This is a genomic window from Stenotrophomonas sp. B2, assembly GCF_014947095.1.
GTDB classification, from domain to species: domain Bacteria; phylum Pseudomonadota; class Gammaproteobacteria; order Xanthomonadales; family Xanthomonadaceae; genus Stenotrophomonas; species Stenotrophomonas maltophilia_P.
This window is the reverse complement of record NZ_JADCQA010000013.1, coordinates 16,422-30,521: the sequence shown is the minus strand read 5'-3', so window position 1 is coordinate 30,521 and position 14,100 is coordinate 16,422. Positions and strand designations below refer to the sequence as shown.

Annotated in this window: 7 protein-coding genes; 5 read left to right on the top strand and 2 right to left on the bottom strand. The window is 65.4% G+C overall.

What is annotated here, in order from left to right; all coding sequences use genetic code 11:
* Positions 1 to 172: 172 nt before the first annotated feature.
* Entirely contained in the window at positions 173 to 5,149 is a 4,977-nt protein-coding gene (locus tag IMX13_RS15070) for an NAD-glutamate dehydrogenase domain-containing protein (RefSeq protein WP_065182907.1), read from the bottom strand.
* Between the two features lie 251 nt (positions 5,150 to 5,400).
* Between IMX13_RS15070 and IMX13_RS15065 the strand changes: the two genes are divergently transcribed.
* The 4 genes from IMX13_RS15065 to IMX13_RS15050 all read left to right on the top strand — a co-directional run bounded on the left by IMX13_RS15065 (position 5,401) and on the right by IMX13_RS15050 (position 11,713).
* Positions 5,401 to 6,057 carry a TetR/AcrR family transcriptional regulator gene (locus IMX13_RS15065; RefSeq protein ID WP_053515419.1) on the top strand — a complete coding sequence of 219 codons (657 nt, stop codon included), beginning with the start codon at positions 5,401 to 5,403 and terminating at the stop codon, positions 6,055 to 6,057.
* On the top strand, positions 6,057 to 7,316 hold the full coding sequence (locus IMX13_RS15060) for an efflux RND transporter periplasmic adaptor subunit (protein ID WP_053515418.1): 1,260 nt from the start codon (positions 6,057 to 6,059) through the stop codon (positions 7,314 to 7,316). The genes IMX13_RS15065 and IMX13_RS15060 overlap by 1 nt, the downstream gene beginning before the upstream one ends.
* A gap of 15 nt (positions 7,317 to 7,331) precedes the next feature.
* Entirely contained in the window at positions 7,332 to 10,505 is a 3,174-nt protein-coding gene (locus IMX13_RS15055; RefSeq protein ID WP_074899280.1) for a multidrug efflux RND transporter permease subunit, read from the top strand.
* Positions 10,506 to 10,828: 323 nt separating this feature from the next.
* Positions 10,829 to 11,713 (top strand): hypothetical protein, encoded by an 885-nt coding sequence (locus IMX13_RS15050; RefSeq protein ID WP_227255464.1) that lies wholly within the window; start codon positions 10,829 to 10,831, stop codon positions 11,711 to 11,713.
* Between the two features lie 149 nt (positions 11,714 to 11,862).
* On the opposite strand, the gene IMX13_RS15045 is transcribed toward IMX13_RS15050, so the two are convergent.
* Positions 11,863 to 13,011 carry an acyl-CoA dehydrogenase family protein gene (locus tag IMX13_RS15045; protein ID WP_053515412.1) on the bottom strand — a complete coding sequence of 383 codons (1,149 nt, stop codon included), beginning with the start codon at positions 13,009 to 13,011 and terminating at the stop codon, positions 11,863 to 11,865.
* A gap of 152 nt (positions 13,012 to 13,163) precedes the next feature.
* Between IMX13_RS15045 and IMX13_RS15040 the strand changes: the two genes are divergently transcribed.
* Complete coding sequence (locus tag IMX13_RS15040) at positions 13,164 to 14,093, top strand: metalloregulator ArsR/SmtB family transcription factor (protein WP_053515410.1); 930 nt, start codon at positions 13,164 to 13,166, stop codon at positions 14,091 to 14,093.
* The last annotated feature ends 7 nt before the right edge of the window (positions 14,094 to 14,100 follow it).

Sequence of the window (14,100 nt, the reverse complement as noted above, 5' to 3'; positions counted from 1 at the left end):
CGCTACCCGGCTCCGCGCTCCCGGTAGCGCCGGGCCATGCCCGGCGAAGTTCCGCGTTCCGGTAGCGCCGGGCCATGCCCGGCGAATCGCCAATGGCCAGAAACAGAACGGCCCCGCTTTCGCGGGGCCGCTCCGTTTCACGCAGGCCGGGCGTGGCCCGGCACTACATCAGTCACGCACCGTGTGCGGCCAGCTGGCCCAGGCGCTGGACCGCGACCGAGACGGTCGGGTAGTCCAGGGTCTTCTGCTCGGCCAGTTCCGCCAGCATTGCCAGGGTGAAGCGCAGGCTGTTGTCATCGCGGCCCATCCATGCAGCCACCTTGGCCTCGGCACTGCCGCCCTTGGTGGCGAGCACCTGACCGGCCAGGTTGCGATGGTTGGCGGCCAGCTCGTCGCGCAGCACGCCGCGTGCCACCGCATGCCAACGGCCGTTGACTTCCAGTGCATCGACCTGCTCGAACAGCCACGGCAGCTGGAGGGCATCGCCCAGGCGGAAGTGCACCTTGGACACGTCCACCGGCTTCAGCTTGCGGGTACGGGCCAGTTCGATGATGTCGAACGCCGGTTCCAGGAAGTGCAGCTCGGACAGCTGCTGTGCCAGCGCAGACGGCAGGCCCTTCTCCTTCCACTCGGCCACCAGCGCCTCGTAGGTCGGACGCTGCGAGTCCGGCAGCACACCCGACGCGACACGGATGTCGTTGAACGGGCCCTGATAGCGGTTGACCGCTTCAGTGATGCCCGGCATCGCACCCGGACGCGACAGCAGCCAGCGCACGAACGAACGCTGCAGCTTCCAGATCACCTCCAGCGCGTCGATCTGCACCGACTCCGGCACCTTGCCGTCGAGGGCGTCGATCTGCGCCCACAGCGCGCGCGCATCCAGCGTCTCGCGGCTGATGGTGTAGGCCTTGGCGACCTCGGCGATGGAGCGGCCGGTGTCTTCCTGCATGCGCATCAGGAACGTTGCGCCCATGCGGTTGATGGTCTGGTTGGTCACCGCCGTTGCGATGATCTCGCGCTTCAGGCGGTGACGCTCCATCGCATCGGCGTACTTCTTCTGCAGCGGCGTGGGGAAGTAGCGCAGCAGCTCCTTGGAGAGGTACGGATCTTCCGGAATATCCGACTCCAGCAGCTGGTTGAACGCCACCAGCTTGGAGTAGGACAGCAGCACCGACAGCTCCGGACGGGTCAGGCCCTGGCCGCGCGCCTTGCGCTGGGACAGCTCGGCATCGGACGGCAGGAACTCGATCTGCCGATCCAGCAGCCCCTGCTGTTCCAGGGTGCGGATGAAGTGCTGCTTGGAACCCAGGCGCTTGACCGCCATCCGCTCCATGAGGCTCAGCGCCTGGTTCTGGCGATAGTTGTCGTTGAGCACCAGGTCGGCGACTTCATCGGTCATCGAGGCCAGCAGCTTGTTGCGCTGGTCGACCGTCAGCTTCTTCGCCCGCACCACATCATTGAGCAGGATCTTGATGTTGACTTCATGGTCCGACGTATCCACGCCGGCCGAGTTGTCGATGAAGTCCGTGTTGAGCAGCACGCCGGCCTGCGCGGCCTCGATACGGCCCAGCTGGGTCATGCCGAGGTTGCCGCCCTCGCCCACCACCTTGCAGCGCAGCTCGCCACCGTTCACGCGCAGTGCGTTGTTGGCACGGTCGCCGACATCGCTGTGCTGCTCGCTGGCGGCCTTCACGTAGGTGCCGATGCCGCCGTTCCACAGCAGGTCCACCGGTGCCTTCAGGATCGCGCTCATCAGGTCGTTCGGCGACAGCGCCTTGACGTTCTCGTCCAGGCCCAGCGCTTCACGCACCTGGGGGGTGATCTCGATCGACTTCAGGCTGCGCGGGTACACGCCGCCGCCCTTGCTGATCAGCTTGGCGTCGTAGTCTGCCCAGCTCGAACGCGGCACGGTGAACATGCGCTCGCGCTCGACGAACGAGGTCGCCGCGTCCGGGTTCGGGTCAAGGAAGATATGGCGGTGGTCGAATGCCGCGACGAGACGGATGTGGCGCGACAGCAGCATGCCGTTGCCGAACACATCGCCGGACATGTCGCCGACGCCGACCGCGGTGAAGTCCTGGCTCTGGCTGTCACGGCCAAGCGCACGGAAGTGGCGCTTGACCGACTCCCATGCACCGCGCGCGGTGATGCCCATGCCCTTGTGGTCGTACCCCACCGAACCACCGGAGGCGAACGCATCGCCCATCCAGAAGCCGTGCGCGATGGCCAGGCCGTTGGCGATATCGGAGAAGGTCGCCGTGCCCTTGTCGGCGGCCACCACCAGGTACGGATCGTCCATGTCGTGCCGCACGACATCCACCGGCGGCACGATCTTGTTGTTGACGATGTTGTCGGTGATGTCCAGCAGGCCCTGGATGAACAGCTTGTAGCAGGCCACGCCGTTGGCGAAGATCGCGTCGCGGTCGCCGTTCACCGGCGGGGTCTTGGCGAAGAAGCCGCCCTTCGCACCGACCGGCACGATGACGGTGTTCTTGACCATCTGCGCCTTGACCAGACCCAGCACTTCGGTACGGAAGTCTTCGCGACGGTCCGACCAGCGCAGGCCGCCACGGGCCACCGCGCCGAAGCGCAGGTGGGTACCTTCCACGCGCGGACCGTAGACGAAGATCTCGCGGTACGGACGCGGCTTAGGCAGGTCCGGCACCAGCGCCGAGTCGAACTTGAAGCTGATCACATGGCCGTGCTGGCCATTGGCGTCGGTCTGGTAGTAGCTCGTACGCAGGGTGGCATCGATCACGCCCATGAACGAACGCAGGATGCGGTCTTCGTCCAGGCTCGACACGCGGTCCATCAGCTTCAGCAGCGCATCGCGCGCGGCCTGCATCTGCGCGTCGCGGTCACCCTTGCGGGCATCGACCACAGTCTTGAGCACCTTCAGGGTGGCCTCGTCGCCGGCGGCCAGCACATCGAAGTGGGCCTTCAGCTGGGCCTGGCCGGCCGCGATGTCGTCCTTGCTCTCGTGGCCGGTGGCCGGATCGAAGCGCGCTTCGAACAGTTCGACCAGCAGGCGCGCCAGCAGCGGATAGCGGGCGAACGTGCCTTCCACGTACGCCTGCGAGAACGGCACGCCGGTCTGCAGCAGATACTTGCAGTAGCCGCGCAGCATGGCGACCTGGCGCCAGTGCAGGCCGGCGGCCAGCACCAGGCGGTTGAAGCCATCGTTCTCGGCATCACCGTGCCAGACGCGGGCAAAGGTTTCGCCGAATGCTTCGTCGACGCTGGCGGCATCGATCGCACCGGCCGTCGATTCGACCTCGAAGTCCTGCACGTATACCGGGGCGTTGTCGACCGACAGGCGGTACGGACGCTCGGCGATCACGCGCAGGCCCATGTTCTCCATCATCGGCAGCGCGTCGGACAGCGGAATGTCGTCCAGCTGGCGGTACAGCTTCAGGCGCAGGCCATCGCCGCTTTCGCGCGGCACCGCCTGCAGGCTCAGGCGCAGATCGTCCGGACCGGTCAGCGCGTCGAGCTGGCTGACGTCGTTGGCGGCAACTGCGGTGCTGTTGTCTTCGATGTAGCCGGCCGGCAGTGCCTTGCCGATGCGGGCCGCGATGCGCAGGCCTTCGCTTTCGCCATGACGGGCCACCAGCGCTTCGCGCAGGTCGTCCTGCCAGTTGCGCAGCACCTGGGCGAGCTTGCGCTCCAGTTCGGCGGTATCCACGTCAAGCATCTCGCCGGGCTTCGGGCGCACGATCAGATGCACCTGCGCCAGCGGCGATTCACCCAGCACCACCGAGCTGTCGACGTACTCGCCATGCAGCGCTTCCTTCAGCATCGCCTCGATGCGCAGGCGCACGTCGGTGTTGAAGCGCTCGCGCGGCAGGTAGACCAGCGCGGAGATGAATCGGCTGTACTTGTCACGGCGCAGGAACAGGCGGCTGCGCACGCGCTCCTGCAGGCCCAGCACGCCCATCGCGGTGCGGAACAGTTCGTCCTCGCTGGACTGGAACAGTTCTTCGCGCGGCAGGGTTTCCAGGATGTGGCGCAGTGCCTTGCCGCTGTGGCTGGACGCGGCCAGGCCGGACTGCTTCATCACGTATTCGTGGCGCTGGCGCACCAGCGGGATTTCCCACGGGCGGCGGTTGTAGGCACTGGAAGTGAACAGGCCGAGGAAGCGCTGCTCGCCGATGATCCTGCCCTTGGCGTCGAATTCCAGCACGCCGATGTAGTCCATGTAGCCGGCGCGGTGCACGCGGGAGCGCGCATTGGTCTTGGTCAGGATCAGCGCGTCCTTCAGCCCCGACGTGGCATTGAGGCCCTGGGCGGCGAGCGTCTTGACCGGGCGTGCGGCGGACTTGTCCTTGCCGCGCATCAGGCCCAGGCCGGTCTCGTTCAGCGGCGCCAGCACGTCTTCCTTGCCCTGCTTCTCGACGCGGTACTCGCGGTAGCCGAAGAAGGTGAAGTGGTTGTCGGCGGCCCAGCGCAGGAACTCCTGCGCTTCCCTGCGCGAGGCATCGTCGACCGGCAGCGCACGGCTGCCCAGATCGTCGGCCAGTGCCAGTGCCTTGTCCTTCATCGGCTGCCAATCGCGCACGATCGCCCGCACTTCGTCCAGCGCCTTGCCGATGGCCTGCTCGATGGCGGCCATGGCATCGGCCGGCTGGCGGTCGATCTCCAGCAGCATCACCGATTCGGCCTCGCCCTCGCCGACCTTGACCAGCTTGCCGGCCTTGTCGCGGGTGAAGCGCAGCACCGGGTGGCCGAGCACGTGCACGCCCACGCCCTGTTCGGCCAGTGACATGGTCACGGTGTCGACCAGGAACGGCATGTCGTCGTTGATGATCTGCAGCACGGTGTGCGGCGATTCCCAACCGTTCGCCTTCACCGTCGGATTGAACACGCGCACGTTGGCCTTGCCGGCCTTGCGGGCACGGGCGAACTCCAGCGTCTCGGCCGCGAGCGCGGCCCACTCTTCAGCGCTGTGGTGCGGGAACTCGTCCGCCTCCATGCGCTTGTAGAAGTCAGCGGCAAACGCCACTGCTTCGGCCTGGGCGGCCGCCGGGTAACGCTTGCGCAAGGCCGTGTATACCGGCTCCAGGGAGAAACCAGCGGTCACTGCGACCTCCGACTCAGCTGGTTTGGTCTTGTTTTTCACGGTCTTGGCTGCGGTTTTTTGCGGTTTCATGGCAGAGCGATGCGCTTGCTCAGTTGGGAAAATGAAATTGTAGCCCTCCCGCGCGAAAAGGCCTTGCTGCAGGACGGAATAAGCAGATTCGGGTTTGCTGCGGTTTAGACGCCTATTCAGTTCGCCCAGGTACGGAGCGAGCGGGGGGCGGCCGCCTTGCCGACAGGATCGGCAAAGCGTGTTACCGGAAGACACACGCGGGAACGTCGTTTCGATTCCACAATCCTGAACTGGACGGTATAGTCCACCGCGTGAACCCGGCCTACTTCCCCGTTGCCCTCGATGCGCGCGATGAGCGCGTGTTCGATGCCGTGCGCGAACTGCTGGCCCGGCAGGGCATGCAGATGAGCATGGATGCGGTGGCCCAGCAGGCCGGCTGCTCCAAGCAGACCCTGTACTCGCGCTATGGCAGCAAGCAGGAACTGCTGCGGCGGGTGATGCAGCGGCATGTGGGACACGCGACGGGGGCAATGCTGCGTGCACTCCGCAGTGACGACCTGCGTGCCAGCCTGTTGCAGTTCGCCATCGACTTCCTGGAGCATTTCAACCAACCGCATGTCGGCCAGGCCTGCCGGCTGATCGCTGCAGATGCCGCCCAGTTCCCCGAAGAGGCCCGCGCGCTGTACCGGCATGGTGCTGGCGCGCTGACACTTCATCTTTCTGAATGGATTGAAACCGTTTGCAGGCGTGGCCTGCTCCGGCATGACGACCCGCACTTCATGGCCGAACTGCTGCTGAGCATGATCGCCGGTCAGGATTTCGACAAACAGCGCTTCCATACCCCCCATCGTGATGACGCGCTCCTGCGTCGGCGCTGGGCAGAGTTCTCCGTCGACAGCTTCCTGCGCGCGTTTGCGCCGCAACCGTCGCCGGCCCCGTCTACAAACCAACCCCGGAGTTCCTCCTGATGACCGCCCCACTCCGCACCCTTGCCTTGACGTGCGCCGTTGCTGTCGCGCTGGCTGCCTGCAAGAAACCGGAACAGCAGACACCCCCGCCGCCGGAGGTGGGCGTGATCGATGCGAAGCCGCAGACCCTGCCGCTGCAGCGCGAGCTGGTCGGCCGCCTGTCGCCGTTCCGCAGTGCCGATGTCCGCGCACGCGTGCCGGGCGTGCTGCTCAAGCGCGTCTACCAGGAAGGCTCCCAGGTCAAGCAGGGGCAGACCCTGTTCCTGATCGACCCGGCACCGCTGCGCGCCTCGCTGAACGCGTCCGAGGCCCAGCTGGCGTCGGCGCGCGCCACCTACGCCAACGCCAAGGTGGCGGCCGATCGTGCCCGCTCGCTGGCACCGCAGCAGTTCGTCTCCAAGTCCGACCTGGACAACGCCGAATCGGCCGAGCGCACTGCGCTGGCCGCGGTCAAGCAGGCCGAAGCGGCGGTGACCTCCTCGCGGATCAACCTGGGCTACGCCGAAGTGACCGCGCCGATCAGCGGCGTGGCCAACAAGCAGCAGGTGACCGAGGGCGCACTGGTTGGCCAGGGCGACGTGACCCTGCTGACCACCGTTGACCAGCTCGATCCGCTGTACGTCAACTTCTCGCTCAGCGTGGACGAGCTGACCCAGCTGCGCGCGCAGCAGGCCAAGGGCGCCCTGGCCCTGGCCGGCGACGGCAAGGCCACCGTCAACGTGAAGCTGGCCGATGGCAGCACCTACAGCGAGCCGGGAACCCTCGACTTCTCCTCGACTACGGTCGACCCGGCCACCGGCGCGGTGTCGCTGCGTGCGCTGCTGCCCAATCCGCAGCAGATCCTGCTGCCGGGAGCCTTCGTCAGCTTCCAGGCCAACCTCGGCGAGCGCAACAATGCCTACCTGGTGCCGCAGCAGGCGCTGCTGCGCGACACCACGGGCGGCTACGTGATGGTGGTCGGTGCCGATGGCAAGGTGGCGCGCAAGAACGTCAAGACCGAAGGCGCACAGGGCGGCAACTGGCTGGTCAGCGATGGCCTGGCCGCCGGCGACAAGGTGATCGTGGCCGGCGTGCAGAAGGTCAAGGAAGGCAGCCCGGCCGTCGCCAAGCCCTGGACGCCGGGGCAGGACGCCGCCGGCAAGCCCGCGGCCGGCGGTGCCGGCCCGGCCGCACCCGCCGCTGCCGCCGACAAGGCTCCGGCCCAGACCGACGCAGCCGACAAGGCCGCGCCGGCCGCCACCGACTCGAACAAGCAGTAACGGGAACCTTCCGTCATGCCTAAATTTTTCATCGAACATCCAGTCTTCGCCTGGGTGGTAGCGATCCTGATCTCGCTCAGCGGCGTGATCGCGATCCTCAACCTGGGCGTGGAGTCCTATCCCAACATCGCTCCGCCACAGGTGACCGTCTCGGCCACCTATCCGGGCGCCAGCGCGGACACCACCGAAAAATCGGTCACCCAGGTGATCGAGCAGCAGCTGACCGGTATCGATCACCTGCTGTACTTCAGCTCTTCGTCCTCGTCCAATGGCCGCGCGCAGATCACCCTCACCTTCGAGACCGGTACCGATCCGGACATCGCCCAGGTGCAGGTGCAGAACAAGGTGTCGCTGGCGACGCCACGACTGCCGTCGGAGGTGACCCAGCAGGGCGTGGTGGTGGCCAAGGCCAACGCCGGCTTCCTGATGGTCGTGGCCCTGCAGTCGGATACGGCGGCGATCAACCGTGACGCGCTGAACGACATCGTCGGTTCGCGCGTGCTCGACCAGGTCTCGCGCATTCCCGGCGTCGGCAGCACCCAGCAGTTCGGTTCCGAGTACGCCATGAACATCTGGCTGAACCCGGAGAAGATGCAGGGTTATGGTCTCTCGGCCAGCCAGGTCCTGGCTGCCGTGCGTGCGCAGAACGTGCAGTTCGCCGCCGGTGCGCTGGGCTCGGACCCGTCGCCGGAAGGCCAGCACTTCACCGCCACCGTGTCGGCTGAGGGACGTTTCAGCTCGCCGCAGGAGTTCGAGAACATCATCCTGCGCGCCAATGCCGACGGCTCGCGCGTGCTGCTCAAGGACATCGCCCGCGTCGCCTTCGGTGCCAACAACTACGGCTTCGACACCCAGTACAACGGCAAGCCGACCGGTGCCTTCGCCATCCAGCTGCTGCCGGGCGCCAACGCCCTGAACGTGGCCGATGCGGTGCGCGCCAAGATGGACGAACTGCAGCCCAGCTTCCCGGCCGGCGTGACCTGGTTCTCGCCGTACGACAGCACGACCTTCGTCAAGATCTCGATCCAGGAAGTGGTCAAGACGCTGTTCGAAGCGGTGCTGCTGGTGTTCCTGGTGATGCTGATCTTCCTGCAGAACTTCCGCGCCACCCTGATCCCGACCCTGGTCATCCCGGTCGCCCTGCTGGGTACTTTCCTGGGCATGTGGATGATCGGATTCACGATCAACCAGCTGACCCTGTTCGCGATGGTGCTGGCGATCGGCATCGTGGTCGACGACGCCATCGTGGTGATCGAGAACGTCGAACGCATCATGAGCGAGGAAGGCCTGGCACCGAAGCCGGCCACGCAGAAGGCGATGACCCAGATCACCGGCGCAGTGGTGGCGATCACCGTCGTGCTGGCAGCGGTGTTCATCCCGTCCGCACTGCAGGGCGGTGCCGCCGGCGAAATCTACAAGCAGTTCGCGCTGACCATCGCCATCTCGATGGCGTTCTCGGCCTTCCTGGCGCTGGGCTTCACCCCGGCGCTGTGCGCGACCTTCCTGAAGCCGACGCACAACGACAACCCGAACATCGTCTACCGCACCTTCAACAAGTACTACGACAAGATCAGCCACACCTACGTGGGCCACATCACCTCGGCGGTGCGCCATGCCCCGCGCTGGATGATCCTGTTCGTGGTACTGACCGCGCTGTGCGGCTTCCTGTTCACGCGCATGCCGGGCAGCTTCCTGCCGGAAGAAGACCAGGGCTATGCGCTGGCGATCGTGCAGCTGCCCCCGGGCTCGACCAAGGGCCAGACCAACGAGGTCTTCGCGCAGATGCGCGGCATTCTGGAAAAGCAGGATGGCTTTGAAGGCATGCTGCAGGTGGCCGGCTTCAGCTTCGTCGGTTCCGGCGAGAACGTGGGCATGGGCTTCATCCGCCTGAAGCCGTGGGAAGAACGCAAGTTCACCGCGCCGGAGTTCATCCAGAACATGAACGGCGCGTTCTACGGCATCAAGGAAGCGCAGATCTTCGTGGTCAACCTGCCGACCGTGCAGGGCCTGGGCCAGTTCGGTGGCTTCGACATGTGGCTGCAGGACCGCAGTGGCGCCGGCTACGAGCAGCTGACGCAGGCCCGCAACATCCTGCTCGGCCAGGCCGCGCAGAAGCCTGAAGCACTGGTTGGCGTGCGTCCGAACGGCCTGGAGAACGCTCCGCAGCTGCAGCTGCACGTGGATCGCGTGCAGGCGCAGTCGATGGGCATGTCGGTGTCGGACGTGTACAGCACCATCCAGCTGATGCTGGCGCCGGTGTACGTCAACGACTTCTTCTACGAAGGCCGCATCAAGCGCGTGACCATGCAGGCCGATGGCCCGTACCGCACCGGCCAGGAGTCGCTGAAGAGCTTCTACAGCCCTTCCAGCCTGACCACCAACGCCGACGGCACCAACGCGATGATCCCGCTGAGCACCGTGGTCAAGTCCGAATGGGTGTCCGCATCGCCGTCACTGAGCCGCTACAACGGCTATTCGGCGATCAACATCGTCGGCTCGCAGGCGCCGGGCACCAGCTCGGGTGAGGCGATGCAGACCATGGAGAGCATCGTCAACAACGACCTGCCGGCCGGCTTCGGCTACGACTGGTCGGGCATGTCCTACCAGGAAATCCTGGCCGGCAACGCAGCGACGCTGCTGCTGGTGCTGTCCATCGTGGTGGTGTTCCTGTGCCTGGCGGCGCTGTATGAAAGCTGGTCGATTCCGGTGGCGGTGCTGCTGGTGGTGCCACTGGGCGTGCTCGGTGCCATCGGCCTGTCGATGATGCGTGGCCTGCCGAACGACCTGTTCTTCAAGATCGGCCTCATCACCGTTATCGGCCTGGCGGCGAAGAATGCGATCCTGATCGTGGAGTTCGCGGTGGAGCAGCGTGCGGCGGGCAAGAACCTGCGCGATGCCACCATCGAGGCGGCACGCCTGCGCTTCCGCCCGATCCTGATGACGTCCTTCGCGTTCATCATGGGCGTGATCCCGATGGCGATCTCCAGCGGCGCCGGCGCCAACTCCCGTCACGCCATCGGTACCGGCGTGATCGGCGGCATGCTGTTCGCCACCCTGCTCGGCCTGCTGATGATCCCGGTCTTCTTCGTGGTCGTGCGGCGCATGCTCGGCGACAAGCTGGACGAGCCGTCGAAGGAATTCCTCAGCCGCCAGCGTGAGGGCGAAGCAGCGCATCGTCCGGATCGCTGATCCACCCTGCGCTGCAACGAAAAGGCCCCGGAGCGATCCGGGGCCTTTTTTGTTTATGGCTTTCTGGAGAGCCGATCCCATGTCCAGCTACTCATGTCGGAGCGGGATTCGTCACCTGCGACTGTCGCCACTGACAGACAGGCGTGCGGGAGGATCTACAGATCAGGCGATGGATATCGCGATCGCACCCTGTTTTCGGGCCATATGCGTCACCAGCTGGCGCCATCAATCAGCAATTCCAATAGCGCGCAATCCGTCACAACCTCCACAGGAACAGCCCCTTAACCAAGGGTCTCTGCCGCAGAAACATCAGGGAGGTTCCCATGCCAAATTCGTTTGTCCCAAGCGCTGTACAACTTCTTGCACTGCTGGGGCTGAGCGCATTCTTCTCACCGTTGACACATGCCGCAGGCGTGCTGGTCTGTGACAACTGCACGGACCCCCGTGCGCTCGCGCTTACATCCGGCACAGGTCCCACCATCGTCGCAGATTTCAGCCAGCGCAAGCTTCAGGGCTACGAGGTGGAATACGACCGAGAGCTGCGCAGGTACCGGGCGGTCCAGATACCCGTGCCGGATCCGATTGTCGCGTCGTTCAACCGCATCATGGGGATGCTTGACCGGCGTGGCATACGCGCCGGTCAGAGGGGAGTGCAGTTCGACATCCACCCTGACGATCCCGGCGCGGCCAATGGCATCGCCTTTCCCGATGAATTCAAGGGCCACAACGCACACGATATCGCCCAGATGGCGACCGCTCGGTTCCGACTTGAATCACAGATCGGTGAAGCCTTCAGCGGTGCCACCACCCACTCGACCGTCTGGAACAGCATGGCGACGTTTCTCTCTTCCATTGGCCTGAGCTTCGTCAGCAAGGCGCTTGGCATCGACGGAGCGATCTACGTCATCACGTGGCGGGATGGTTCCAAGACTACCCTCCTCGTCCGCGCCGACTCCGTTAACGAAGCGAAATACGTGCAAGGCGGAAGCAGGGATGCACAGGGGAACCGCATCCCCGACGGCGCCGCCAGCAATCCGGATACTGCACAAGGCTTTGCTGGTGTCTATCAGTTCAAGGACAAGGAGGCGATGCTGCGCTGGATCGATACCGCACGCCTTTACGGCGTGACGGTCATCGAAGGCAGCGGCATCGCAGGCGGGCTGGACTGCCGCTGGGATGGACGGACGCTAACCTGCGAAGGCAATTGATCTGGAAGTACATGCCGATGAGGAGCCTCGGAGTGACCCAAGGCTTTTTGCCATGCGCTTTGAAGTGGTGCGGACCATGGTCCGCATCATCCATTCAGGCCATGGTTCTACCGGCTGCGCCGCTGTTGCAGCGGCGCAGCCGTTTCGACTCAGCGCAGCCCGGTTTCGTTGCGGGCGATCACCAGGCGCTGGATCTCCGAGGTGCCCTCGTAGATCTCGGTGATCTTGGCATCGCGGAAGTAGCGCTCCAGCGGCATTTCCTTGGAGTAGCCCATGCCACCATGGATCTGCACGGCCTGGTGGGTGATCCACATCGCCGCTTCGGACGCCGTCAGCTTGGCGATGGCCGCTTCATTGCTGAAACGCTTGCCCTGGCCCTTCACCCATGCCGCGCGCAGCGTCAGCAGCAGGGCTGCGTCCAGCTTGCACTTCATGTCGGCGATCTTGGCCTGGGTCATCTGGAAAGTACCGATCGGCGCGCCAAACGCCTTGCGCTCCTTCACATACTCCAGCGTCGCTTCATAAGCGGCACGGGCGATGCCGATGGCCTGCGATGCGATGCCGATGCGCCCGGCATCGAGCACGCCCATGGCGATCTTGAAGCCCTCGCCCTCCTGGCCCAGCACGTCTTCCGGCTGGGCGACGTAATCGTTGAATTCGATCTCGCAGGTCGCCGAGGCACGGATGCCCAGCTTCGGCTCGGTCTTGCCACGGCCGAAGCCGGCCTTTTCGGTGTCGACCAGGAAAGCCGTGATGCCACGCGCGCCCTTGTCCGGCTCGCTCATCGCGAACAACACGATGTACCGGGCCACCGGGCCGGAGGTGATCCAGCTCTTCTTGCCATTGATGACGTAGGTGCCGTCGGCCTGCTTGACCGCGCGGCAACGCATGGCGGTCGCATCCGAACCGGACTGCGGCTCGGTCAGGGCGAATGCACCGATGGCCTCGCCCTCCGCGATGGCGCGCACGTACTTCTGCTTCTGCTCCTCGCTGCCGTGGGTCAGGATGCCGTTGCAGAACAGCGAATTGTTGACCGACATGATGGTCGAATGGGCCGCGTCGCCAGCGGCGACCTCCACCATCGCCAGCACATACGCGATCGGATCCATGCCAGCGCCGCCGTATTCGGTCGGTACCTCGATGCCCATCAGGCCGTTCTCGCCCAGCAGGCGGATGTTCTCCAGCGGGAACTCGCCGGTACGGTCATGATGCTCCGCGCTCGGGGCGATCTTCTCCTGCGCGATGCGCCGCGCCACGTCCTGCAGCATCAACTGCTCTTCAGTAAAGCTGAAATCCACAACACCCTCCCGGGTACATGAGGTTATGGCCGCGCAGCGCGCGCCCAGGTGCGCCGATTGTACCGGGGCCCGGGGAGTTTCCATACGCCACCGACTTGACCACGGCGGCCGATCCAGCGAATATATCTCTATATCGCGATAGGTAGATATTCATGGATCTGGAAGACTGGTCAACCCGCCTGAAGGTGTTCGCCGATGCGACGCGGGTGCGCCTGCTGGCGCTGCTGGAGCAGGAAGAGCTGACCGTGGCCGAGCTTTCGGCGATCACCCGGCTGGCCCAGCCGCGCGTGTCCACTCACCTGGCGCGCCTGAAGGAAGCGGGCCTGGTCCGCGACCGCCGCGCCGGCGTGTCGGCCTACTACCGCTTCGACGAAGCGCAGCTGGATCCGGCGCAGCGCGCATTGTGGCATGCCTTGAGCAACGGAAGCGACGATCCACTGCTGCGCCAGGACGCTGAACGGGTCGCCGCCGTGCTGGCCAGCCGCGCCGCGGACCAGAACTGGGCCGACAGCGTGGCCGGCGACATGGAACGTCACTATTCTCCGGGCCGCACCTGGGAGGCGCTGGCGCGTACCGCCCTGCCCCTGCTGGAAACCGGCGACGTGCTCGATATCGCGTCCGGCGACGGCGTGCTGGCCGAACTGGTGGCACCGCATGCCAAGCGCTACATCTGCATCGACACCAGCGCGCGCGTGGTGGCCGCTGCCAGTGAACGCCTGCGCCGCCTGCCCAATGTGGAAGTGCGCGAGGGTGACATGCATGCCCTGCCCTTCAAGGACCGCAGCTTCGACCTGGTGGTGCTGATGCACGCACTGACCTACGCCAGCAAGCCGGCGCAGGCCGTCACCGAAGCCGCGCGCGTGCTGCGCCCGGGCGGCCGCCTGCTGCTGTGCAGCCTGGCGCGCCACGAACACAAGGCAGCGGTGGAAGCCTATGGTCACGTCAACCTGGGTTTCAGCGACAAGGAACTGAAGAAGTTCGTCGACAAGGCCGGCCTGCAGGTTTCCAGCCTGGAGACGGTCACCCGCGAGAAGCGGCCGCCGCACTTCGAAGTGATCTCGCTGATCGCCAACAAGCCCTGAGTCCGGA

Coding starts and splice junctions, on each gene's coding strand:
- IMX13_RS15070 (WP_065182907.1), bottom strand. CDS start 5,149: ATGAAACCGCAAAAAACCGCAGCCAAGACCGTGAAAAACAAGACCAAA.
- IMX13_RS15060 (WP_053515418.1), top strand. CDS start 6,057: ATGACCGCCCCACTCCGCACCCTTGCCTTGACGTGCGCCGTTGCTGTC.
- IMX13_RS15055 (WP_074899280.1), top strand. CDS start 7,332: ATGCCTAAATTTTTCATCGAACATCCAGTCTTCGCCTGGGTGGTAGCG.
- IMX13_RS15050 (WP_227255464.1), top strand. CDS start 10,829: ATGCCAAATTCGTTTGTCCCAAGCGCTGTACAACTTCTTGCACTGCTG.
- IMX13_RS15040 (WP_053515410.1), top strand. CDS start 13,164: ATGGATCTGGAAGACTGGTCAACCCGCCTGAAGGTGTTCGCCGATGCG.